Raw genomic sequence first — 24,288 nt, 5'->3', positions numbered from 1 at the left:
TGTTGCGGTGTGACGCCGGCAGATCGAGCACGGGGCGGATGGCCTCTGCCGCACCGTCCACATCACCCCCGAAGAGGCGTACCAAGGCGAGGTCGCACTGCGCACCCGCCAGGTCGTCGAACGCCCACGTAGGGGACGTGGGATCGCTGAAGCCCACCATGCCCACGAACACCCAGAACACCCAGGCCCCCGCGGCTGACTGCCCCTACCACCTCGACGCCACCGGATCCGACATCCACGGCGAGGCCGCCGCCCTGCGCGAACGCGGGCCGGCCACCCGCGTCCTGCTCCCCGGCGACATCCCCGCCTAGTCCGTCACCGACCCCGGCCTCATACGCCGCCTGCTCACCCACTCCGACGTCTCCAGGGACGCGGCGCAGCACTGGCCCGCCTACACCAGCGGCGAGCTCCCGGCCGACTGGCCGCTGCGGATCTGGGTCGACGTCCGCAACGCCCTGTCCGCGTATGACGACGAGCACCCTCCGCAGCGCCGGACCCGACGAGACCGTGGACCTGCGCGCCCGGTTCGCCTGGCGCCTTCCGCGCCTGGTCGCGGGCGCCATCCTCGGCGTCGGCGATAACCTCCACGATGACTTCCGCAACACGGTCGCCCTGCTGTTCGCCACCGATCTGGCCCCCGAGCAGGCCATGCAGACGCAGACCCGCGTGCACGAGCTGATCGGCCAGCTGATCGAACAAAAGAAGGCCAAGCCCGGCGACGACGTCACCTCCGGCCTCATCACTGCCCAATGTAGCGGCGACATCAGCGACACCGAACCCTTACGGGAAGTGGTCGCAGGACCAGGCCGAGGCCTTCATCACCGCGGCGGGCGGCGGGCGAAGGCTGCGGTGAGGGCCTGCGCGAGAGCCTCGGCCCGGGGGTCGGGCGTGGTGGCGCGGCGGGCGGTGACGATGCGGCTCGGTGCGTGGCCGTCAACCGGGACGAAGGCGATGCCGGGCCGGGCGTGCCGCCGTGCCGCGCCGGCCGGGAGCAGGCCGACCGTGCCCTCCCAGAGGACGGCGTGCAGGCATTCCTCAGGGGAGGACACCACCGGACCCGGCACGTCGTCCGGGGCGCCGAGCCAGTATGCACGCCACCGTGCGTCCGTACCCGGCGGCAGCCGGAAGCGCGGCCGGCCGGCGAGTTCGGCGACGTGCAGCCGCGGGCGGCCCGCCAGAGGGTCGTCCGCCGGCAGGGCGGCCACGAGCGGCTCCTCGCCGAGCAGGCAGACCGTCAGGCCGGAGGTGTCGAAGGGCAGGCGTGTCAGCGCCAGGTCCACCCGGGCCTCGCGCAGGCCCGCGCTCGGATCGGTGATCGGCGCCTCGCGCAGCCTCACCCGCAACCCCGGCCGCTCCCGCCGCAGCGCGGACAGCGCCGCCGCGCCGACGTCCAGCCCGGCGCCCGCGACCGTACCGAGGACCAGGACCCGCTCGGACTCGGCGCCCCGGACCCGTTCACGGGCGCGCTCGGCGCGCTCCAGCAGGTCCCGCGCCTCCGCGAGCAGCACCTCGCCGGCCGGGGTGAGTCGGGCGCCGGTCGGGATCCGCTCGAACAGCCGGCACCCGAGGTCTGCCTCAAGCTCCCGGATCCGGCGGCTCAGCGGCGGCTGTGCCAGATGCAGGCGTGCCGCGGCCCGGCCGAAGTGGCCCTCCTCGGCCACGGCGACGAAGCAGCGTAGTTCCCGCAGGTCCATGATCAGCCACGATACCGAGTTCGAACCCGTCCCTGCGAAATCGGTCTTGGACGCGGCCGCCCCCGTCGCGGTGGGGTGGATCCACCAACGGATCCACCCCAACCGCTCAAGGAGCCCGCCGTGTACACAGACCCCGACGACTTCAAGCGCGCTCGTTCGGTCGGCGCCAATGCCCCGGTGGAGTTCGCGGCATGGCGCGCCTTCCAGGACGCCGTCGACCGGGAGGACGGTGCGGTCCCGCGGCGCTACCGCGAGCTGATCTCCGTGGCGGTGGCGTTGGTGACCCAGTGCGCGTACTGCCTCGACGTGCACACCGCCGCCGCCCGCCGTCACGGCGTGACCGCCGAGGAACTGGCCGAGACCGCCTTCGTCACCGCCGCGGTCCGCGCGGGCGGAACCCTGGCCCACGCACTCATGGCCGACCGCCTCTACGAGGAGCATGGCCACTAGTCGGCGAGCCCCCGGAGACTGCACGGCCTTCGGAGGCTCACGCGCTGTCTGCTGGGAGGGCCCATGCACCGGGGACCAGGGAGGGCATACGGTGCGCCACTTGGTGCTGGCCCTTGGTACAGCCCTGAAAGGGGCCTGAGGAGGCTGAGCGGCCGAACGGCGGACCGCGGCGACAAGCCTCCCGGCAGCACCGCCGGGTCGCAGCCGGCGGCGTGCACCGACTCGGCGAACAGCGCCAGGGCCGCCCGCAGGTACGGCTCGCGGGCCTGCGCTTCGCCCATCAGGTCGGCGTAGCCGGCCGCGACCGTATCGCAGGAGGTCCGGGTGTCGGCCAACCAGGCTTTACCGTCCAAGAGTTGACACGACAGTCGAGTTCCCTCGCGCGTGCCGCCACCGAAACTCGCGCATTGGCATGGACCTGGCGTCACGGCGCGGCTAGGCTCTGCCCCGCCAAGCAGAGAGCGCTCTCAGACATCGGCTGTTCCACCCCACCCCTGGAACGACGAAGGGCAACTCCCATGAGACGCAGACGACTTCCGCATGCCGCGCTGGCCGCACTCCTGGTCCTCGGCGGGCTGAGCGCAGCGGGCGCGGTCCCCGCGGCGGCGGCCGGCTCCACGACCGGTTCTGCGGACACCGCGGCCCCGCCCGCCTCCGCCGGACTCGTCACCGCCATGCAGCGCGATCTCGGCCTCACGCGCGAGCAGGCCGAGGCCCGGATCGCGGACGAACGGGCCGCCACCGCGCTCGCCCCCAAGGTGCGCCGGACGGCCGGGGAGGCCTATGCGGGCTCCTGGTTCGACTCCGCGAAGGGGCGCCTGACGGTGGCACTCACCCCGGACGCCCCGGCGGACACGCGCCGTGCCGTCCGGGCGGCCGGGGCGGAGGTCCGTACGGCCGCGCACACGGCCCGGCAGCTGGACGCCGTCAAGGCGCGCGTCGACCGGCTGTCCGCGCCGCCCGGAGTGAGCGGCTGGCACGTCGACCCGGTGGCCGGCACGGTCGTCGTCGACATCGTCCGGGCGGACCGCTCTGACAACGATGTCCGGCGCTTCGTGTCCCGGGCCCGCGAGGCGGGCCCCGTCACGGTCCGTACGGTGTCCGCCGCACCGCGCACCTTCGCCGCCGGAACGGTCGGCGGCGACCCCTACTACACCGGCAACGTCCGCTGCTCCATAGGCTTCTCGGTGTACGGCGGCTTCGTGACCGCCGGGCACTGCGGCGGGCCCGGCGCCGGGGTCAGCGGCTGGGACGGCTCGTACATCGGCACCTTCCGAGGCTCGTCGTTCCCGGACAACGACTACGCCTGGGTGAGCGTCGGCAGCGGCTGGTGGACGGTGCCGGTCGTGCTCGGCTGGGGCACGGTGCCCGACCAGCTCGTGCGAGGCTCGGCCGTGGCCCCCGTGGGCTCCTCCGTCTGCCGCTCGGGATCGACCTCCCACTGGCACTGCGGGACGGTGCTGGCGACGAACGAGACCGTCAACTACAGCCAGGGCGCGGTGCACCAACTGACGAAGACCAGCGTCTGCGCCGAACCCGGGGACTCCGGGGGCTCCTTCATCACCGGGGACCAGGCACAGGGCGTCACCTCGGGCGGCTGGGGCAACTGCTCCAGCGGGGGCGAGACCTGGTTCCAGCCGGTCAACGAGATCCTCGGCCGGTACGGGCTGACCCTGCACACGTACACGGGCTGACCCTGCACACGTACGCGGGCTGAGCCTGCACACGTACACCGGCTGATCTCGCCCGCGCACCGACCACACGCGGTCGCACCGGGGGTCCGCGCGCACCGTGGCGGACCCCCCCTTCCGTGGCGCCGCACCGACCATGGAGCAGACACCGTGCTGGGACTCCCACCCCCACAGCACCCCCGCACCTCCCCGGCCGCGCCGGGCCTCAAGCCGCCTACGACACCGGGCCTTGCGGCCTCTATGGCACCTGGTGGCCGCCGCCGTGGTGACGGCCGGGGGCGTTGTCAGTGGGGGCGGATAGCGTGACCGCCAACTGATCAAGCAATCGATCCCGTCCGGGATCGGTGGAGGAGGGGTTGTGCGGCGCACGGAGTCGGTCGGGGTGGGTTCGGCGAGGGAAGAGGCCGAGGGGGAGGCTCCCGCGGTCGCCGGACCGGAGGCGGTGGCGGACGAACCGGTCGCGTTGCCCGACGAGGAGACGTTCCGGATGCCGTCGGCCTGGCGACGGCTGGTGCACCCCCGGCGGGGCGGGATCGAGCGGAGCGTCCCCGCACCGGACGCCGGGGCCGAGGAGTGGACGGCGGTCCGGTTCCAGGAGGAGGCGGACCGCATCGAGGCGATGCTGGCCGACCCGAAGAGCGACCCGCGCATCGTCCAGGCCACCAGGGACCACCTGAGCGGCCGTCACGACCCGTTGGGCGCCGCGGCGATCGCCGTGCGGACCTTCTACTCGCACCACCCGGACGGCATCCAGGTCGACGCCTGGGTCCACGCACACGGACTGGCGTTCGCCGCCCGGGCCGTGGTGGAGTACTTCGACGTCGAGCCGCACTACCACCCGAGCGGCAGCCGCCGGGGAGAACCCTGGCTCGCATTCCGCCCCGACGGGACCATGCCCCCCGCCTGGGCCTGGCCCAAGTTCGCCGAACGCGTGCGCACCCTGCTGTCCGTGGCCGACGAGGACACCTACCGGGAGACGGTCGCCGCACTGGCCGGCTGCCGCACCGGCGTCCGCCGCCGGATCGTCGTGTCCTACCTGCTGCCGACCGAGCAGCAGTGGGTCGACGAGTGCTGCCTGGACGTGCCGCGGGTCGACGCGCTGCTGCGCGCGATGCTGGCGTGCTCGCTGAACTCCCCGGAACAGCTGAAGCACTTCGGCCACGGGGTGGGCCTCACGTGGTTCGGCTGGAACACGGCGCTCGTCGCCACCCTCGCCGAGGGCACCGGCAAGGCCTTCGCCCCCCTCCTGGAGGAGGCCCTCGACCGGGCCGGCAACTCCGAGCGCACCAAGGCCTTCGCGAACGCCCTGGTCGAACTGCCGTCGGACGAGGCGTTCCGTCTCCTGCTGGACCGCGTCGGCGACAAGCACGTGCGCCCGTGCCTGCTGGAGGCCATGCGCCGGTACCCGGTCCGCGCCCTGCGCCTGCTGGGCGCGGAGGCGGCAGGCTCCGGCGGGAACGCGCAGCCGGCCGGGCAGTTGCTCGCGGCGCACGTCCTCGCCCACACCGGCATCACCGCTGCCGTGCTGCCCGGCCTGCCCGCCGAGGTCGCCGCCCTCGTGGCGCCCCACCTCACCCGCACCGACCGGGTGGCCGAGGCCCCCGCCGAGGCGCTGCCCGCCCTCCTGGTCCGCCCGCCGTGGGCCGGCAAGCGCAAGACCGGCAGGACGCGGGTCGCCACCGAGATGCCCGCGGCACCCGAGCCGCACATGGCGTGGCGGCCGGACGAGCAGGAAGCCTGGGCCAAGTCCGGCGGCCCCTACGCCAAATGGCGCGTCGGTTACGACTGGTCCGGCGAGATCGAGCACCTGCGGCGGACCGGGCAGCTGCGCAGCTACCACGACCTGCGCCTGTTCGTCGACGGCCCCGAGGACGTCGTACGACCGCTGCTCGCCGACTGTGCCCCCGACGACTACTGGAACGGCGAGGCGGCGCTCAAGCCGATCGCCGCCCGGCACTCCCTGGCCGCCCTGCCGCTGATGCGGCGGGCCGCGGCCCGGCACCCGAGCACCCTGGGCGCCCTGGTGCTGCCGTACCGGGACGTCGAGGTCGCCGCGCTGGTGTGCGCCTGGCTGGCCCGGCTGAAGTCCGCCGACGCCACCGCCCGCGCCTGGCTGGCCCGGCACGGTCTGGACGCGGTGCCCTTCCTGGTGCCGCACGCGGTGGGGCCGGCCGGCCCGGTCCGGCGCGGCGCGGAGCGGGCCCTGCGGCTGCTGGCCGAGGCCCACGGCGACACGGCGGTCTCGGCGGCCGCCGCCGGCTGCGGCGCTCAGGCCGCGGACATCGTCGAGGAGACGCTGGCCGTCGACCCGCTGGTCAGCGCGCTGCCCGCCCGCGTGCCCACGGTCGGCGCCTGGGCGGACCCGGCGCTGCTGCCGCAGATCCTGCTCAGCGAGGGCGGCGCCCTGCCCGCCGACGCCGTCCGCAACGTGCTGACACTGCTGGCCCTGTCCAAGCCGGGCGAGACATACCCGGGCCTGGAGGTGCTGACCGAGCACTGCACCGCCGACTCCCTCGCCGGCTTCGCCTGGGGCGTGTTCGGGCAGTGGCGGCTGGCCGGCATGCCGCCCAAGGACAGCTGGGCGCTGCACGCGCTCGGCTGGCTCGGCGACGACGACACAGTCCGCCGCCTCACGCCCGTCGTGCGCGCGTGGCCCGGCGAGGGCTCCCACCACCGCGCCGTGGAGGGCCTGACCGTGCTCGCGACGATCGGCTCCGACGTGGCGCTGATGCACCTGCACGGCATCGCCCAGCGGGTGCCGTTCAAGGCGCTGAAGCTGCGCGCCCAGGAGAAGATAGCCGAGGTCGCCGAGGGCCTCGGCCTGACCGGCGAGCAGCTCGGGGACCGGCTCGTGCCCGACTTCGGCCTCGACGCCGACGGCACCACCGTCATCGACTACGGCCCCCGGCGGTTCACCGTCGGCTTCGACGAGCAGCTGCGCCCCTACATCCGGGACGCCGACGGCAAGCAGCGCAAGGCGCTGCCCGCGCCCGGCGTCAAGGACGACCCGGAGCTGGCCCCGGCCGAGCGCAAGCGGTTCGCCGCGCTGAAGAAGGACGTCCGCACCGTCGCCGGCGACCAGGTGCGGCGCCTGGAGGCGGCGATGATCGCCCAGCGCACCTGGACGGCCGCGGAGTTCCGGGAGCTGTTCGTCGCCCACCCGCTCGTGTGGCACCTGGTGCGCCGCCTGGTCTGGCTCGGCGAGACCGGCGGCGTGACGACGGCCTTCCGGGTGGCGGAGGACCGCACCTTCGCCGACGTCGACGACGACGAGCTGACGCTGCCCGACGAGGCGACGGTCCGTGTGGCGCACCCGCTGCACCTGGCCGGCCAGCTCGCCGCGTGGTCGGAGCTGTTCGCCGACTACGAGATTCTCCAGCCGTTCCCGCAGCTGGGCCGGGCCGTGCACGAACTGACCGAGGAGGAGGCCATCGGGCACCGGCTGACCCGGTTCGAGGGCGCGTGTGTGCCGGTCGGCAAGCTGCTCGGCCTCACCAAGCGGGGCTGGGAGCGCGGCGAACCGCAGGACGCGGGCGTGGAACGCTGGTTCCACCGGCGCATCGACGCAGACCGCCACCTGGTCATCGGGCTCGACGAGGGCATCGCCGTCGGCATGCCGGACACGTTCCCCGACCAGACCCTCGAGCACGTCTGGCTCGACTCCGCCCCGGGCGACTACTGGCACAGCCGCGAGTACCCGCTGCGCTTCGGCGACCTCGACCCGGTCATCGCCTCCGAGATCCTCGCCGACCTCACCGAGGTGACCGCCAAGTGACCGTCACCGTCGAGGAGGCCGGCGAGGCGCTGCTCCAGCGCCCGCCCGCCGAGGTCCGCTACGCCGCCGAACTGGCCGCCCTGCGCGCCGCGGACACCGACCCCCGCCCGCCGGGCTGGCAGTTGAGCCTGCGCGCGGCCCGCCGCTTCGTCGTCGGCGACGAACCGAACGGCTTCAGCCGCAAGTTCGTCGGCAACGTCTCCCTGGTCGAGCGCGCACTGGTGACACTGGCCACCAACCGCGGCCTGATGCTCGTCGGCGAGCCCGGCACCGCCAAGTCGCTGCTGTCGGAGCTGATCGCGGCGGCCGTCAGCGGCAGCAGCGCGCTCACCGTGCAGGGCGGCGCGGCCACCACCGAGGACCAGATCAAGTACTCCTGGAACTACGCGCTGCTGGTCTCCGAGGGCCCCTCCGCGCGTTCCCTGGTACCCGCGCCGATGCTGCGCGGCATGGCCGAGGGGCGGATCGTACGGTTCGAGGAGATCACCCGCTGCCCGCTGGAGGTGCAGGACTGCCTGCTGTCCCTGCTCTCCGACCGGGTCATCACCCTTCCCGAACTCGACGGACCCGACGGCCTGGTCTTCGCCCGGCAGGGGTTCAACGTCATCGCCACCGCCAACACCCGCGACCGGGGCGTCAACGAGATGAGCGCCGCCCTCAAACGGCGCTTCAACTTCGAGACGGTGCTGCCCATCGCCGACTTCGAGACCGAACTGGGCCTGGTCGAGGCCGAGGCCGCGGCGCTGCTGCGGCAGTCCGGGGTGGAGCCGCCGCCGCGCCGGGACGTGCTGGAGGTACTGGTCGGCACCTTCCGCGAACTGCGGGGCACCGCGGCGCACGGCGAGCGCATGTCGACGGTGATGAGCACCGCCGAGGCCGTCTCCGTGGCCCACGCGGTGGGGGTGCGGGCCTGGTTCCTGCGCGGCGAGCCCGGCGGCGCCGCCGACGTCGTGGCCTGCCTGGCGGGTACGGCCGCCAAGGACAGCCCCGAGGACCTCGCCCGGCTGCGCCGCTTCCTGGAACAGGAGGCGCCGCGCCGGCCCGGCCCGCAGTGGCGGGCCCTGCACGAGGCCCGCCGCCTCCTGGCCGACTGATGCCGGCCACGGCAGCGCCCGCCGTCTTCCTCGGCGTGCGCCACCACTCCCCTGCCTGCGCGCGGCTGGTCGCCGACACGATCCGGGCATTGCGGCCGGCGTGGGTGCTGGTCGAGGGCCCGGCGGACATGAACGACCGGATGGACGAACTGCTGCTCGGGCACACGCTGCCCGTCGCCGTGTTCAGCCACTACCGCGACGACCAGCGCGTGGCCACGTCCTGGACACCGCTGTGCGACTACTCCCCGGAGTGGATCGCCCTGCGCGAGGGCCGGGCGGCCGGGGCCGAGGTGCGGTTCATCGACCTGCCCGCCTGGCACCCGGCCGTCGCCGGCCACACCGACCGGTACGCCAACCGCTACGCGGACGCGGAGGCGCGGTACGCCGAGGCCACGCGCAGGTTGTGCGAGCACTTCGCCGTGGACTGCGTGGACGCCCTGTGGGACGGGCTCTTCGAAGTCACCGGGCCGGGCACCGACCCGCAGGAGCTGCGCGCCCGGCTCGACGCCTACTTCGAGCTGGTGCGCGGCGACGCGGAGGCGGACGCCGCGGACCGGACACGCGAGGAGTACATGGCCGCCTGGGTGCGGGCGGCGCTGGCCCGCACCGGCGACCGGCCGGTCCTGGTGATCACCGGCGGCTTCCACCAGCCCGCCCTGCGGGCGCTGTCCGCACGGCACGGGGCCGCCGCGGCCCCGGCCGGCTGGCCCGCGGTGCCCGAGCCGCCCGACGGAGCGCTCGGCGGCAGCTTCCTGGTGCCGTACTCCTTCCGGCAGCTGGACGCCTTCGCCGGATACCAGTCCGGCATGCCCTCGCCCGGCTACTACCAGTGGCTGTGGGAGAAGGGCCCGCCGGCGGCCGGGCAGGGTCTGCTGCGCGCGGTCACCGAGCGGCTGCGGGCCCGCGGGGTCCCGCTGTCCACGGCCGACCTGATCGCCGCCCGCTCGCTGTCCCAGGGGCTGGCCCAGCTGCGCGGCCACCCGTACGAGACACGGGGGGACGTCCTCGACGGCCTGGCCGGCGCGCTGATCACCGACGACCTGGACCGGCCGCTGCCGTGGACGACGCGGGGCGCCCTCGGCGCGGGTACCCATCCGGTCGTGGTGGAGATGGTCGCCGCCTGCACCGGCGAGGCCGTGGGCCGGCTGCACCCGGACACCCCGCTGCCCCCGCTGGTGCGGGACGTGGCCGCCCAGCTCGCCGGCCTGGGGCTGGCCGACGCCGCCACGCCGGTCACCCTGGACCTGACGAAGAACCGGGGCCTGGCCCGCAGCCGCACCCTGCACCGGCTGCGCGTCTTGGGCGTCCCCGGCTTCACCCGCGCCTCCGGACCGGCCCACGGGGCCGACCCGGTGTTCACCGAGCTGTGGGAGCCGGGACCGGCGGCCGGCCGGGAGGCCGCGCTCATCGAGGCCGGTGCCTACGGGGCACGCCTGGACGACGCCGCCGCGGCGCTGCTCGGCGAGCGGACGCGTGCGGCGGGCCCGGAACTCGGCGCGCTGGCCGGGCTGCTGTTCGACGCCGTGCTGTGCGGGACCGGGCCGCTCTGCGCCGACCTGCTGACGACGCTCGCGGCCCGGGTGGGGCAGGCCGGCGACCTCGGTCGGCTGGGCGAGGTGCTGTCGGCGGCGCTGGGCCTGTGGCGGCACGACCGGGTGTTCGGCGTGGCCGGGGACGGGCTGCTGGGCGGGGTGGTGGGCAGTGCCGCCGACCGGGTGTTCTGGCTGGCGGAAGGGCTGCACGGCGGCCCCGGCGCGGATCTGGCGGTGCTGCGCGCGCTGGCGGCCGCCCGCGATGCGCTGCGGCACGCGCCCGCCCTGCTGTCGGCCGGCCCGGAAGCCGCCGCCGAGGCCGCCGCCCGCATCAGCCGCGACCCGCGCGCCCCGGCCGCACTGCGCGGAGCCGCCTTCGGCCTGCGCTGGGCGCTGGGCGTCCCGGACGACCCCGGGCCCGTGGTGCAGGCGCTCGCCGCGGCCGCGGTGGACACCCTCGGCGACTGGCTGACCGGCCTGTTCGCGGTGGCCCGCGAGGAGGTGGCCCACGGCACGACGGCCGACGGCGGCTCCCTGATCGACCTCGTGGACGGGGTCGTATCGGCGCTGCCCGAGGGCGACTTCCTCGTCGGACTGCCCGCGCTGCGCCAGGCCTTCGCCTTCTTCCCGCCCCTCGAACGCGAGCGCATCGCCGAGCGCCTGCTGCACCGCCGCCGGTTGCGCGGCTCGGCCCGCTCCCTGCTGCGCACCCCCGCCGACCCCCTGCTGCTGGCCCGCGCCAGAGCCCTGGAGGAGAACGTGACCCGACTGCTCGACCGCCACGGCCTGGCGGCGGCACCCGCCCCCCGCCCGGAGGTGACCGGATGAGCCCCGCACCGCCCGACCCGGTTCCGGCACCACACGGCACGCCGGTGGCCCCCGACCCCGGGCTGGAGCGCTGGCGGCTCATCCTCGGCGCCGCCGCCGAACGCCGCACCGGCCCTCTGCACGGCTCGTCCGCCGCCCGGGACGCCGCGCTGGACTGGCTGTACGGCCGCGACGAGGACCTGCACCGCCGCGGGGTGCGCCGCGGGGCGGCCGGCTCCCGGGAGGGCGGCAGCGGACCGTCCCAGCCGACCGCCGTGGACTGGCTCGACGACATTCACCGGCTGTTCCCGAAGGAGACCGTGGAGCGGCTGGAACGCGACGCGGTGGAGCAGTACGAGATCCACGAGATCGTCACCGACCCCGACGTCCTCGCCCGCGTCGAGCCGAGCCAGACCCTGCTGCGGGCCGTCCTGCGCACCAAGCACCTGATGAACCCGCAGGTGCTGGCGGCGGCCCGACGGATCGTCGAAACGGTCGTACGGCAGCTGATGGAACGCCTCCAGCCGGAGATGCGCCGGGCGTTCACCGGCTCGCGCACCCGCCGCCCCAGCCGGCTGCCGCTCGCCCGCGACTTCGACTTCCGCACCACCATCCGCGCCAACCTCGCCCACTACCAGCACGGGGAACGCCGCATCCTCATCCAGCGGCCCCACTTCCACTCCCGCACCCGCCGCCACCTGGAGCAGTGGCAGCTGGTGCTGCTGGTGGACCAGTCGGGCTCCATGGCCGGCTCGGTGATCCACTCGGCGGTCACCGCCGCCTGCCTGTGGAGCCTGCCGGGCCTGAAAACCCATCTGGTCGCCTTCGACACCGCGGTGGTGGACCTGACCTCCGAGGTGACGGACCCGGTGGAGCTGCTGATGCGCGTGCAGCTCGGCGGCGGCACCGACATCGCCCGCGCCGTCGACTACGGCGCCTCGCTCGTGGAGAACCCGCGGCGCACGATCGTCGCCCTCGTCTCCGACTTCTACGAGGGCGGCGACCCCTTCCGCCTGGTGCGCACCGTGCGGCAGCTGGTCGAGCAGGGCACCACCGTGCTGTGCCTGGCCGCCCTGGACGAGGCCGCCGACCCCGCCTACGACCGCGACCTGGCCGCCCGGCTGGCCGCGGTGGGCGCCCCGGTGGGGGCGATGACGCCGGGCCGGCTCGCGGAGTTCGTCGCGGAGCGGATCGGCCGCGGAGGACAAGCCCGGTGACCCGCTCCGATCTGCTGGCCCTGACACCCGACACGCTCGCCTCGCTCGCCAACCGGGGCCTGGTCAAGCGCGCCGACAAGGACCTCGCGGCCGGCTCCGGACCGGAGGTGACCACCGGCGACGACGGCACCGTACGCGGCACCTTCCCGGACGGCACCGTGACCGTGCTGCCGCCGGGCCGCGGCCTCGACACGGCCGACTGCACCTGCTCCGCGGCGGGGATGTGCCGGCACCGCGTCGCCCTGGTCCTGGCCTACCAGCGCGGCGCGCCGCAGCAGCCAGCGGCGGCCGGGGAACCGCTGGTGGACTGGTCGCCCGGCGTGTTCGACGACGACGCGCTGGCCGCCACGCTGGGCCGCACCGCCCTGACCGCCGCCCAGCGCGTCCGCGCCCGCGGCTACACCTCCCGCGTGCACCGCCCCACCGCCGACGACCCGGCACCCCGCGTGGAACTGCCCACCTGCACCGTCCGCTTCCCCGTCCCGCGCGCGCTGGGCTACGCCCTCACCGACGCCGCCGCCGCCCTGCGCGGCGAGGTCGTCACCCTCGCCGTGTGGGCCTTCCGCCGCGGCGGACGCCCAGCGGACGACCGAGGTGTCCGTCGGCGGCCGGACGCCCCCGCCCCCCGCGGCCGCCGACGAGGCGATGCGCGCGGCCCTGGCGCTCGCCGACGAACTCCTCCTCGACGGCGTGCGGCAGGTCGGCCCGGTGTTCGCCGGCTCGCTCCGCCGCGCCGGGCGCGCCCTGGCCGCCACCTCCCGGCACTGGCCCGCGGGCGCGGTCGACGAACTACGGGAACAACTCGATGCCTACACGGCCCGCGAGACCCGCTACACCCCCGAACGCCTCGCCCTGCTCCTCGCCGAACTCCATGCCCGGCACCGCGCCGCCGGCCACGACCCGGCCGGCGTGCTGGGCACCACCGAGGCACCGGTGACGCCGCTGCGCCGGGTACGGCTGGTGGCGCTCGGCTGCCGGATCGGCGGCACCGCCCGGGACCGTACGGCCGAGACGTACTTCGCGCACGCCGACGCCGGCATCGCCCTGGTCCTGCGCAACCGCTGGGACCTGACGGAGGGCCAGCGGCCCACCGGCCACGACCTGTCCCGGCGTCGCCTGCTCGGCTCCCCGTTGCACGCGCTGGCCACCGCGAACGTCGTCAGCGAGCACACCACGCGCGCCGCCGACCGCACGGTCACCCTCTCCCGCGGCCGGATCGCCGCGACCAGCGTCACGCCGGTCGGCTCGGCCTGGACGGAACTGCCCCGGACCCTGCTGGTGCGGGACACCGCCGCACACCTGCGGGCGGCCGGCGAGCGCCCGCCACGACTGATCCGCCCGCGCGTCGCGGCGGACGACGTCCGCGTGGTCCTGGTGGACGCCGTCGAGGAGATCGGCTACGACCCCGCCGCGCAACGCCTCGAAGCGGTGCTCCGCGACCCGGCGGGCAACGGCGTCCACCTCCACGCCCAGTACAACCCGCTGTGCCCCGGCGGCCTCGACGCGCTGGCCACGGCCCTGGCCGACGACGGGATCCGTGCCGTCAGCGGCATGCTGGGCCGGGCCCACGGCCGTACCGTGCTGGACCCGCTCGCCGTGCTGACCGCCGGCGGCGTGACCGTCCCCGACCTGGCACCCGGCGCCGGCGACAGCCTGCTCGCAGCGGCCGCGCACCGCTCGCCCGACCCGGTCACCGCGGCCCTGCGGGCGGCGCTCACGGCCCTCGCGGACGCGGCCCACCACGGCCTGTGCCACCTGACACCCGCGACCCGCGCCGCCCTCACCGACGGCGCGGACCGGCTGCGCCGCACCGGCCTGAACGGCGCGGCAGGCCTCCTGGACGACCTGATCCGCACCCTGCGCGAGGAGGGAGCCCCCACCGCCGTCCCGCACTGGGTGACGGCCCAGATCCGGCTGACGACGACCCTGGACCTGCACCAGGAGGACGGCTGACGACCCTCGCGACGCCCGGGGGCGCGGCGATCCTCAGAACGCTCCCAGGTCCGCTGCGACCCAGTGCTCCCGCCGCATGTGGACGAGGAAGTGCTCGCCCAGGTGCTCCCGGTCATACTCCACGAACGCGGCGACCTTCTCCTGCGGGAGGAACACCCCCGCCCTCGGCGGGGAGGACGTCCGCCGTGACGAGGTCCACTCCTGGTACGGCGGAACACCCCCGCATCGGCAGGGAGGACCTCTACGGCCTGTGGGCCGACACTCTGCCCACTGCGTGCGCCTCTTCGCAGGTCCGTCTGGTCTCCCCGTCGGGTCTCGCGCCGACACGTGTTCCGTGCCGTGCTCCCAGCCCCTTCCTCAGCGAGGAGAGCGGGCCGTTGGGCGAGCTTGGCCGAACAGGGCCGTGCGGGCCGTCAGCGCGCTGCAGATAACCTGCGCGAATGAAGCGGATGCAGCGGGCCGCCGGCGCGGTCGTCGGCTCAGCGGTGGATGACGCCCTGGGCGCACCCTTCGAGTTCGGTCCCCAGGGAGCGTTCTCCGCGCGGTTTCCCGCGCCTGGTGCCGGTGGCGAGATGTGCGGAGGCGGTGGCTGGGACCCCGGCGAGGCCACTGACGACACGCAGATGGCCGTCCTGGTCGCGGAGTCGCTGCTGGAGCAGGGCGGACTGGATCTGCCGGACATCTTCGCCCGCTTCCAGCGGTGGGCAGCGGCAGGCCCCAAGGACATCGGCCTGCAGACCGAAGACGTCCTGACCAACGGCATGCCCTGGGACCTCGCCGCCGCGGTCCATTTCCAGGTCAACCAACGAGCGGCCGGAAACGGCTCCTTGATGCGGGCATCGACCTGCGCAGTCCACTTCGCGGCCGCCGGCCGAGAAGCCACCATGGACGCCGCGCACCGCATCGCTGCTCTGACCCACGGTGACCGCGCGGCCTGGGAAGGCACCGCGATCTTCCACGAACTCATCCGCGTCACGTTCGAGGACGCCGACCCCCTCACCGCGCTCCCGGACATCCTGGCTCATGTCCACCCCGACCACCGCGGCCGCTACGCCACCGTCCTCTCGCCCGACTGGCACCCCGATGAGGCAACCGAGTTCAACGGTGCCGTCTGGCCCTGCCTGGGCTCCGCCGTCTGGGCTTTGCGCACCACCACCGGCTTCGAAGACGCGATACGCGCGGCAATCGACCTCGGCGGCGACACGGACACCGTCGCCGCGGTCACCGGAGGCCTCGCGGGGGCGTACTACGGGCTGGACGCAATCCCCGTCCGCTGGACCCAGCCACTCCATGTCCCCCTCCCAGGCTTCGACGGACAGGTACTGCACCTAGCGGATCTGCTCGACCTTGCACACCGCCTCGGAGGCTGAACCGGCGCCGGAGAAGCCGGCACGGGATGGCCGCAGGCACCCTCCGGATTCATCAGCACGCTCTCCGAGCGGCTCGTCGCGCCGCCGATGAGACAAGCGGACGTACCGCCGTGCGGCTCGCCGCCGAGATGCCGGCGAGGTTCCTCGCCTTCGACGTCGTCCATGCCGACGGCGAGGTGATGTACGCGGCCCGCCGCATCCTGCACGCCACCGACGTGCAGGTTGAAGGAGCCGTACGCCGCACAGTGCGCACGGCTGGAGCAAGTGTTCCAAGGGCCGGGGGCAGCACTACCTGCCCGGGTCCGCGGGTGGTACAAGGTCCACCGCCGGGACACCACGAAGGCAGTCATCGGACCGGTCACCGGGCCCCCGGCCCGTCCCAGCAGTGTGCTGCTGGGACGGTGCGACACAGTCAGCGCCCTGCGGCCGGTCGCCCGCAGTACCCCGCTGCGCCCGGAGACGGCCCGGCGTCTGGTCGGAGGGCTCACCGCGGCCGGGCCGGGACATCCGTGGGATGGCGTGGGGTTCACGGCGTCGTGGGACTCACGGATCCCGCTGGACGTCCCACTTGTCGAGCCCCGACTGGTCGCGGAGATCGATGGGGACACCGCCCAGGACCGGGGAGTCTGGCGGCACCCCGTGCGGGGTCGTACCACTCCGCGACGACATGCCGCCCGGTGCCATCGCCAAGTTAGCTGAAGGGGGCGGTGCCAGCTGCCCGGATGACCCATGAAGCGGGAGTGGACCGGACGCACCGTGGTCGTGAGGCCCGACCCGGTGATCGTTGGGGCACTGGTGGCCCATGCGAGGGCAGCGGCAGGAGGACCGCGAGCGTGGTGAGCACGGCGTCGGTGGCGCGCACTCTGCAGGATCCGGCCAACGGCCACAACCGGTGCAGGGCGAGGTCGGTGCAGGGTCCGGTCTTCGTATCGACGCGCCCTTCATGGCGGGGGTGCGGTGTCGAGGGCCACGCCGCCCGGACGTGGTTCCGGGCGACCGCGACTACGACCGTGGCAAGGCCGTCGTCGGTGCCGTGATGACGACACCGTACCTGCGGTGGCGCCCCTCAGCGGTTGATCGGGAGAATGCCCGTCCAGGCCGCTCTCGGAGAGGATTTGTCGGACCGTGTCGTCCAGGGTGCTGGCCGCGTCGATAACGGTCTCCAGGCCGTTAGGGAGCAGGTCCTTGTCTCGGTACCAGTCGCGCAGGTGGCCCCCGTTGACGTGCGTGAGGTACTCGGCGTCTGGTTTCGTCGCATGCCGGAGCACTGTCTCCTCGAAGGGCACGTGGAGGTAGTAGCACCGTGTGACGCCCTGGTGGGCGCGCCCCAGGTCCTGGAGCATCGTGCCGTAGCGGTCGGCGTACAGGATGCCTTCGACGACGACGTGAAAGCCATGGTCCAGGGCGTAGCGGGCCGTGAGGTCGATCAGGCCGATGTTCGCGCCGCCGGGCCGGTCGCGTTCGCGCAGCACGACCCGGCGCAGGTTGTCCTGGGCGACGATGGCGAGGTTGCGGCCGAACTTCTCGCGCAGGCCGGCCGCGACGGACGACTTGCCCGAGGCGCTGTTGCCCCGGATCACGATCAGGCGCGTGTCTCTGGTCCCCACAGTGCCCGGCACGCTCGGCGTCACGCGTCATCTCCCTTGGTACTCAGATGCACCCGGTGCAGATGGAAGTGGTCCCAGTCCATGACCAAGCCGAAGCGCTGGTGCGCCTCCAGGCGCTCCGCGTCGGCCGGCTCCTCGCCGCGCTGGACACGGGCGTCCCCGGACTGGACGAGTTCCGCGAGAGCGATGCAGATGTCGTCGGCATCCTGGCCCGTGGCTGCCGCAAGCCGGTCCAGTCATCCGCAGCTCTTCCTCGAAAACACTTCGATGCTCGCAGCGTACGCAGCGAGACGCGGCAGTCTCTCACGGATGTCCCACCCACGCCTGGTGGTGCGGGGCGACGCGCAGCTGCTCGCGGAGCCACTACACGCGGGAGGGCAAGGTCACCCGCCGCCGGCCCGAGCAGCCGAACGGGCAGGCATGGCGCCTGACTCTCGTGACGAACGCGGTCGTCCGCCGGCACACCGAGTACATGGGCCTGGCCGTCGGCGGACTGCGTCGAGAGCCGGCCGCGAGATGCACGCCGAGGTCCTGGCGCATATCTCCCCGACCCGCGGCTCAGTGGTCACTACCACGGCTTCATCACCGTCGGCTGGCTACGCCCCACGGGGAAGAGGCGTCGCCGGGGCTGTACGCGGCGGCCTTGGAGGCGATCCGCCCAACGGTTGTCCAGTCCACTCATCGGTGCTGCTGATCGGGTCACAGTTGATCCAGTGACGAAGCGGATGGGGTGTCGTCCGGATGATGCCCCGCTGCACCGGTGCCGCTTTGGCCGGATATCAGGTAGTCCCGCCGTCGAAGAGCAGGCGATCATGTGGCGGTCGAGGTTAGATCTGGCTGCATGATGGGGGAATGCCTTGTTTAGCGCGAACTTACGGCGCGGTGCCATGGCCGTCTTCATGACTCTTACGATCGGAGGCGCGGCGACGCCCGCGGTGGCCTTGTCCGCACCGGTTGGGAGCGCGCCGGAGCGTGTCCATCCCCCGGTTGTGGCAGAGGCGGACGCCGTACCGGGGATCGCGCCGCAGGACACCGACGAGTCCGCTGTGTACCTTGACGAAAACGGACAGGTGCTCCCCATCGAGAACCCGACGGAGGCGGATTCGGAGGTGGCGCCGGCAGCGGCCTGCACACCTGTGAGCGGGAGGGACAATCCGCACCGGTCCGCCACCGGAGTGGCGGTGTCCGGCCACGGATGGTGGGGAAAGGGAACCTGCACCAAAGACCTCGCCAAGGTGTACAACTGCCTATACGAGTGGTACACGGACAACACCTGGCGCAGGAAGGCGTGTTCGAAAACCGAAACGCTCAAGCCTGGCACCGGTGGGAGTAGCCACCGCACGGCAGCACGGCACAACTGCACCAACACCAGCGCGGCATCGTGGCGCAACCACGTGGACGTCGATGTGATCGGTGAGGGTGACACAGGCGAGCGGCCGTACCGCCAGGCCGATGTCGCCTGCCAGGTGTACTGAGAACGAGCACCAGCAGAACGGCGTGGCTGCGAGGTACAGCAACCAGAGAGGACCAGGCGTGTCAGAGCACCGCGCCACAGAACAACCCGATATGGCGCCTGGGGGCCGACGGACCGCAGGCACCATGTTCGCCAGCCTGCACGGTGAACTCACCGCGCATGCCTGGGGCGATCCCGACTACGAGTACGACGCCTACTCGCTCTTCCACCAGCGGTCGCTTGCCATGGGATGGCTCGACGACAGGTCGGCCGGGGGCGGTGCCGAGGACCGTATGCGGCGGGCCGCCGGCCTGTGGGCCATGAACGACGCCGGATGCAACGACCGCTCCCTCGCTTCCGGGGCCGACCTGGTCTCGTGGTTCCAGGTCGAGACCAGTGCTGTCGCCGATGACCGGCCGCTGCCCGTCCGGCCGTTCCTGCAGTGTGCCGAGAGCGCGACCACACGGCTCGGCACACTGCGCCTGGCGGCCGTACAACTCCTCCTACCGGTCCAGGGGCTCGACGCCGCGGCACGCCCCGCGTACGCGCCCCTGCCGTCGATGCTGACGGCCGACTGGTTCGCCGGGCGGGACCCACGGTCGAGGACGCCCGTGGAGGTCAACATCAACAGTGGCAGGTACACGTCCATCCCTGATGTCGCGGAACGGCTCACGGACCACCTCCGCCACCTGGACCAGCCGGTTTTCGTCTACGGCTCACACGACGTCGTCGGCCAGGACGCCGTCCTGGCCCCGCGGTTCGACGACAGTTTCTGGTGCGGCCCGCCTCTCCACGGGATGGTTTTGCGCGGGGAACTCACCGAGTGGTCGTGCGATGCGATCGGCTGGCTGGCCGAGGTCATCGCCGACACCGCTGCCTCACTCAGCATCCATACACCGCTGCTGTTCACCGTCACCCGAACTCATCGCGTGTCGTAGGCGCTGGCGGGTGGGTCCGTCGACTCGAAGAGACGCGACAACGCGGGACACGGGGGTTGTTTCATAGGTGACCGTGCCTCCAGCCGGACTCAGCGGCGCGCACCGGTTGTTTCAGGAGCAGATCAGCACCCGCGTGCGGGAGCGGCCAGAGATCACGGCCGCCCTGGCGGCGGCCCGCGAGTACCGCTGACCGGGGGCGGAGCTGCGGGACGCGGAGATCGTGCCCGCCCGCGCCGAAGCCATGACCCACCGCGCCATGACCGACCTCATGGCCCGCCGCTCACCGGCGAAGCCACCATCTCCTGGCGCGCCCCGACACGCGGGGATCAACCGCTGATTCCGGGATGAAACATCGGGAGGCAACGACCTCTGGCTGACAGCCGCGCCGACCCGCGCCCTGCTGATCTGCCATACCGGCTCGCCCAACGTCTGGCCGACGAGTAGCTCACCCACCGCTTCGATCCCGGCTCCACCGCGGCCGCGAAGGTCACAGAGAACACCGCCTTCGAGCTCCAGCGCGGGGCCCTCGCCGTAGCGGCAGGAGAGCGCTGATGCCGACGAACCCGGCCACCGTTCCCGCCTGCGCTGGCCGGTCGAACCGCGCACCCGGCCCATTCAACGAACCCACACCACACCAGGCCACCAAGTCCGCCACACACCAACAAACCCCCTCCGAGCGTCAGTGTCGCCGCTCTCCAGCGTCCTGGACTGCTACGCCGCCATACTCGCGGACGCCGACGAGCCGGAGCAGGCCGCGGTCGAGGCGCAGCGGGTCATCGATCTGTCAGGGGACCTCTCCCTCGGAGAGGACCGCCGACCGTACCCGGATCGTTCTGCAGCGGCTGCAGCCGTTCGCCGACGTCCCCGAGGTCCGCCAGGTGCTCACCGAGCACGGGCACTTGCTGCTCGGGTAACGGGGTCACAGTCCGGCAACTCGTGCCCGCTCCGCGTGATCGCCTGCCATGTGGCCGCTGTCCGCACAGAGAACGAGGGGGGCCCGTGCGCCAAGCCGACCTGCCAGGCCGCGTAGAGCAGCCGCCCCACGCCCACCTGCGTCTGGTCGCCCGCTCCACGCCGCTTCCCAGGAAGGCGGCTGCGGAGTTGGGCACTGTCCTGCGGCCGGCGGGAGCGGAGCACCCACCGGGGCCACGGGCGAGGAACGCATCTACGACGGCTATCCGGACGTGGCCCTGTGGATGACCGAGTCCCGCACCTTCGACGGCCGCATCCAGTTGGTCGAGTACAGGCCCCGCGTGCTCGACCACCCCCCGGCTCGGCGCCCCTGCGTGACGTCGCCCCGGCATCAGGACGTGTGCCGGGTCCATGTCTCCAGCTCGGCGAAGGCCGTGACGAAGGACGGCAGCATCGGCTTGAGCGTGCGGGGCGCGAGGGGTACCAGCCCGTCGGTGTGAGTGCCGCCGGCGACAAGGACGTAGCGGTGCAGGGCGGAGCGTCCGGCGTCGGCGACCATGCGGTGGTACACGTCGCCGAAGGCGGACCGTGGGGTGAGGACGTCCAAGGTGCCCTGGATGCTGATCAGGGGCCGCTGGATGCGCCCGCTCAGCGCGATCCGGTCCACGACGCGGTGGACCGCGGCGGGGCGGGAGGCGAAGTCGTAGTCGGTGTCGCAGCCCGCGCCGGTCCCCGCCGGGCAGAACGGGGTCCCGGCCTGTGCGGCGCCGTCGTACCCGGGGTCGACCTCCTCGCGGATCACTCGCTGCAGGAAGTCCCACTGGGTGCGGTAGTGGTAGTCCCACAGCGCCTCCGAGCCCGCGGGATAGCCGGCCGCGAGCATCTCGGCGTGCGCGTCCGGCTCCCCCGCCCGGTAGCGGGGGTAGGCGCGCAGCGCGGGCGGAAGGGTGGTGAGCAGGCTGCCGTTCCGGGTGAAGGTGAGGGCGTTCCAGTCGATGCCGCCGGTGTACAGCCGCGGGTAGTGCTCGAGCTGCCAGCGGACCAGGTACCCACCCGCGGAGAGCCCGGCGGCGTACGTGGTGCGCGGGGCGTGGCCGTAGTACGCGGCGGCGGTCCGCTGGGCGGCCCGGGTCAGCTCCGCGAAGCGGCGGTGCCATTCGAGGATCGCGTCACCGGGGCGTTCGCCGTCCCGGTAGATCTCGGAGCCGGTGTTGCCCTTGTCGGTGGCTGCGTAGGCGTAGCCCTTGGCGAGCACCTGGTCGCTGATGATGCGGTCGTTGGCGTACTGCTCGCGCACGCCCGGCGGGCCGGCGACGACCAGGCCGCCGTTCCAGTGGCGGGGCAGCCGGACGACGAACTGGCTGTCGTGGTGCCAGCCGTGGTTGGTGTTGGTGGTGGAGGTGTCCGGGAAGTAGCCGTCGACCTGGACCCCGGGCACGCCGGACGGGGTGACGGTGCCCGGCGCCTCGAGGCCGGCCCAGTCGGCGGGGTCGGTGTGGCCGGTCGGCACGGTCCCCGTGGTGGTCAGGTCGGCCAGGCAGGCGGAGACCGTGTAGGCGGCTCCCGGGACGTGCACGTCGGCGCAGCCGACCGGGGCGGGGGGCGGGTGGCGGACGGTCGCCGCGGGGGGCACCGCAGCGTCGGCGGCCGCCGCGGGGGCGGCGAGGCAGGTGGTGAGCAGCAGCGGGACGACCGCGAGACGGCGGAGCACGCCGTTCTCCTCTCGGTGGGTGACGGGACGCCGCCGAATCTAGGAAGCGCGGGTCGGTGGGGGTAAGTGCGGGACGGCCAAAGGCCGGTGGCCGAAGGGCACATGACCTGTGGCCAGGATGTGGGACGGCGGCTTCCGGTCCGGTGCCCGCCGCGTAGGCTGCCCGCGGTGGGAGTGGGGAGACGCGTGAGCCCGTGGGGAGGCCCGATGACGCGACCGGTGCCCTGGATACCTTCCGTCCTGTACGGCGCCGTGCTGTTCGGGGGTGTCTATTACGCCGCGATCGGGCCGGGACTCGGGGTGCAGGTCCTCGGGTTCGCGGGTCTGCTCTGCGTGCTGACGGTCCTGGACGCACGCGAGTGGCCGGTCGCGCCGGGGGTGGTGTTCGCGGTGAGGGCGGTGCTGCTGGGCGCGGTGGCGGCGCTCGACCCGTCCGGGCTGTCCCGGGTGCTGTTCGTGCTGCTGCCGTTCCTGGCGTTCTTCGTCTACGGGCGCACGGTGTCCGTCGTGCTCGGCGTCGGCTGCGTGGCTGTGCTGGCGGGGGTCTTCACCGTCCGGGTCCCGCGCTGGGAGGTGCGGGCCGAGTACATCTCCGACCTGCTGATGTTCGCCCTCGGGGTGGTCCTGGCCCTCGCCATGGCCGCGGTGGCCGTCCGCGAGCAGCAGGCCCGCGCCCGCCTGGAGGGCACGCTCGCCCAGGTGGCGGAGCTGTCAGCGGCGCGTGAGCGCAACCGGCTGGCCCGCGACATCCACGACAGCCTCGGCCACCATCTGACCGCGATCGGGATCCAGTTGGAGAAGGCGGAGGCGTTCGCCTCGCTCGACGCGGCCGGCTCCGCGCAGGCGGTGGCCCACGCCCGGTGGTCGGCGAACCGGGCCCTGGACGAGGTGCGCGCCTCGGTGCGGGCCCTCGGCCCCGAAGCCGAGTCCGAGCCGGTCGGCCTCGGACGTGCGCTCACCGACCTGGTGCATCACCTGGACGGGGGCAGCGGCCGGATCACCCTGGAGGTGTCCGGCACCGAACGCCGGCCGCTGCTGGTGCTGTACCGGGCGGCGCAGGAGGGACTGACCAACGCCTGCCGGCACTCCGGGGCCACGCAGGTCCGTGTCGACGTCGCCTACGAGGAGCACGGGGCCCTCCTGCGCGTGGCGGACAACGGGCGCGGGCTCGGCACCGCCGGGGAGGGGTTCGGTCTCGCGGGCCTGCGCGAACGGCTCCGCCTCGCCGGCGGGTCGGTGGACCTGCGCAGCTCGGCGGCCGGCACCGAGCTCACGGTGAGGGTCCCCTGGTGAGCGTGGCGGAGGACCCGGCCACGCGGGTGCTCGTCGTCGACGACCAGGAGCTGGTGCGGGAGGGCATCTGCGCGCTGCTCGGCATCCAGCCGGGCGTCGTGGTGGTGGGCAGCGCCGGCGACGGCGCCGAGGCGGTCGAGACGGCGCAGGCCCACCGCCCCGACGTGGTGCTGATGGACGTGCGGATGCCCGGTCTGGACGGCGTGGCCGCGACCGCCCTGCTGCGGCGGGTCCTGCCCGCCTGCAAGGTGGTGATGCTGACGACGTTCGCCGACGACGAGTACGTCACCCGGGCGCTGCGCGCCGGGGCGGTCGGGTACCTGCTCAAGAACCTGCCCGCCGCCGCCCTCGCCCAGGCCGTCCGCTTGGCGCACGCGGGCGTCGCCCAGTTCGACCAGAGCGTCACAGCCGGCCTGACGGCCGGCGTCCCGGCGCCGGAGCTGCTCACCCCGCGCGAGACGGAGGTCCTGCGCCTGATCTGCGCGGGCGCCACCAACAAGGAAATCGCTGCCCGCCTGCACCTCAGCGAGGGAACGGTCAAGAACCACATCTCCCGCGTCCTGAGCCGCCTCGGCCTGCGCGACCGCACTCAGGCGGCCCTGTACGCCAGGGAGAACGGGCTGCTGTGATCCCGGCCCTGGTCCGCCGCACCGGGCCATCGCCCGGGTGGCTGCCTGGGGCGGTGCGCGGACGCGGGCGGGGATGGGGGGGCCGGCGTACGCCGATCGCCCACACCAGGAGCGCACAGGTGGCGAAGCAGGCGCCGAGGACGCAGGAGCCGCGCCAACCGT

General features: G+C 73.6%; 17 protein-coding genes and 3 pseudogenes. 15 read left to right on the top strand and 5 right to left on the bottom strand.

Annotated features, from left to right (window positions below):
* Positions 1-158: 158 nt before the first annotated feature.
* Complete coding sequence (locus tag IE312_RS34520) at positions 159-311, top strand: hypothetical protein (protein WP_189986164.1); 153 nt, start codon at positions 159-161, stop codon at positions 309-311.
* A gap of 507 nt (positions 312-818) precedes the next feature.
* Here IE312_RS34520 and IE312_RS34515 read toward each other — a convergent pair.
* Positions 819-1,694, bottom strand: a complete 876-nt coding sequence (locus IE312_RS34515) for a LysR family transcriptional regulator (protein WP_189986163.1) — start codon at positions 1,692-1,694, stop codon at positions 819-821.
* A gap of 120 nt (positions 1,695-1,814) precedes the next feature.
* Between IE312_RS34515 and IE312_RS34510 the strand changes: the two genes are divergently transcribed.
* The 8 genes and pseudogenes from IE312_RS34510 (at position 1,815) to IE312_RS34480 (ending at position 14,213) form a co-directional block, all read left to right on the top strand.
* Positions 1,815-2,144: a carboxymuconolactone decarboxylase family protein gene (locus tag IE312_RS34510; RefSeq protein WP_189986162.1), complete on the top strand. Its 330-nt coding sequence runs from the start codon at positions 1,815-1,817 to the stop codon at positions 2,142-2,144.
* 518 nt (positions 2,145-2,662) lie between these two features.
* Positions 2,663-3,838: an alpha-lytic protease prodomain-containing protein gene (locus IE312_RS34505; RefSeq protein WP_189986161.1), complete on the top strand. Its 1,176-nt coding sequence runs from the start codon at positions 2,663-2,665 to the stop codon at positions 3,836-3,838.
* A 355-nt stretch (positions 3,839-4,193) separates the two neighbouring features.
* Positions 4,194-7,610, top strand: coding sequence for a DUF4132 domain-containing protein (locus IE312_RS34500; protein ID WP_229900784.1), 3,417 nt, complete (start codon positions 4,194-4,196; stop codon positions 7,608-7,610).
* On the top strand, positions 7,607-8,704 hold the full coding sequence (locus tag IE312_RS34495; RefSeq protein ID WP_189986160.1) for an ATP-binding protein: 1,098 nt from the start codon (positions 7,607-7,609) through the stop codon (positions 8,702-8,704). The genes IE312_RS34500 and IE312_RS34495 overlap by 4 nt, the downstream gene beginning before the upstream one ends.
* A complete protein-coding gene (locus IE312_RS34490) occupies positions 8,704-11,064 on the top strand; it encodes a DUF5682 family protein (RefSeq protein WP_189986159.1) in 2,361 nt (786 codons plus the stop codon). The genes IE312_RS34495 and IE312_RS34490 overlap by 1 nt, the downstream gene beginning before the upstream one ends.
* The gene (locus tag IE312_RS34485) at positions 11,061-12,260 is read left to right on the top strand and encodes a VWA domain-containing protein (protein ID WP_189986158.1); all 1,200 of its coding nucleotides are present in this window, start codon (positions 11,061-11,063) and stop codon (positions 12,258-12,260) included. Before IE312_RS34490 ends, IE312_RS34485 begins: the two co-directional genes overlap by 4 nt.
* A pseudogene (locus IE312_RS44210) lies at positions 12,257-12,469 on the top strand (hypothetical protein); the annotation flags it as partial. The gene IE312_RS34485 and the pseudogene IE312_RS44210, both read left to right, overlap by 4 nt.
* Positions 12,470-12,854: 385 nt before the next feature.
* The gene (locus IE312_RS34480; RefSeq protein ID WP_189986157.1) at positions 12,855-14,213 is read left to right on the top strand and encodes a YehQ family protein; all 1,359 of its coding nucleotides are present in this window, start codon (positions 12,855-12,857) and stop codon (positions 14,211-14,213) included.
* 33 nt (positions 14,214-14,246) lie between these two features.
* Here the strand turns inward: IE312_RS34480 and IE312_RS43905 are convergent, their stop codons facing one another.
* Positions 14,247-14,369 carry a hypothetical protein gene (locus IE312_RS43905; protein WP_268254390.1) on the bottom strand — a complete coding sequence of 41 codons (123 nt, stop codon included), beginning with the start codon at positions 14,367-14,369 and terminating at the stop codon, positions 14,247-14,249.
* A 284-nt stretch (positions 14,370-14,653) separates the two neighbouring features.
* On the opposite strand from IE312_RS43905, the gene IE312_RS34470 reads away from it, so the two are divergent.
* Entirely contained in the window at positions 14,654-15,583 is a 930-nt protein-coding gene (locus IE312_RS34470) for an ADP-ribosylglycohydrolase family protein (protein ID WP_189986156.1), read from the top strand.
* Between the two features lie 1,091 nt (positions 15,584-16,674).
* Here IE312_RS34470 and IE312_RS34465 read toward each other — a convergent pair.
* Positions 16,675-17,190 (bottom strand): annotated as a pseudogene (locus IE312_RS34465) (P-loop NTPase family protein); the annotation flags it as partial.
* A 20-nt stretch (positions 17,191-17,210) separates the two neighbouring features.
* Positions 17,211-17,426, bottom strand: a complete 216-nt coding sequence (locus tag IE312_RS43175; protein ID WP_318298443.1) for a DUF6042 family protein — start codon at positions 17,424-17,426, stop codon at positions 17,211-17,213.
* 651 nt (positions 17,427-18,077) lie between these two features.
* Between IE312_RS43175 and IE312_RS43170 the strand changes: the two genes are divergently transcribed.
* From IE312_RS43170 to IE312_RS34450, 3 genes and pseudogenes are all read left to right on the top strand, one after another.
* The gene (locus IE312_RS43170; protein ID WP_229900783.1) at positions 18,078-18,665 is read left to right on the top strand and encodes a hypothetical protein; all 588 of its coding nucleotides are present in this window, start codon (positions 18,078-18,080) and stop codon (positions 18,663-18,665) included.
* Positions 18,666-18,789: 124 nt separating this feature from the next.
* Positions 18,790-19,581 (top strand): hypothetical protein, encoded by a 792-nt coding sequence (locus tag IE312_RS34455; protein WP_229900782.1) that lies wholly within the window; start codon positions 18,790-18,792, stop codon positions 19,579-19,581.
* Positions 19,582-20,720: 1,139 nt separating this feature from the next.
* Positions 20,721-20,864, top strand: a pseudogene (locus IE312_RS34450) (dihydrofolate reductase family protein); the annotation flags it as partial.
* Positions 20,865-20,884: 20 nt separating this feature from the next.
* Here IE312_RS34450 and IE312_RS34445 read toward each other — a convergent pair.
* Positions 20,885-22,204, bottom strand: a complete 1,320-nt coding sequence (locus IE312_RS34445; protein WP_189986154.1) for a tannase/feruloyl esterase family alpha/beta hydrolase — start codon at positions 22,202-22,204, stop codon at positions 20,885-20,887.
* 207 nt (positions 22,205-22,411) lie between these two features.
* Here IE312_RS34445 and IE312_RS34440 point away from each other — a divergent pair, with 207 nt between their 5' ends.
* Positions 22,412-23,497, top strand: coding sequence for a sensor histidine kinase (locus tag IE312_RS34440; RefSeq protein ID WP_189986153.1), 1,086 nt, complete (start codon positions 22,412-22,414; stop codon positions 23,495-23,497).
* A complete protein-coding gene (locus tag IE312_RS34435; protein WP_189986152.1) occupies positions 23,494-24,126 on the top strand; it encodes a response regulator transcription factor in 633 nt (210 codons plus the stop codon). Before IE312_RS34440 ends, IE312_RS34435 begins: the two co-directional genes overlap by 4 nt.
* Positions 24,127-24,288 lie beyond the last annotated feature (162 nt).

It is taken from the genome of Streptomyces capoamus, assembly GCF_014654935.1.
Classification (GTDB): Bacteria; Actinomycetota; Actinomycetes; order Streptomycetales; family Streptomycetaceae; genus Streptomyces; species Streptomyces capoamus.
The sequence above is the reverse complement of the archived record's forward strand: the minus strand, read 5'-3'. Positions and strand labels throughout refer to the sequence as shown.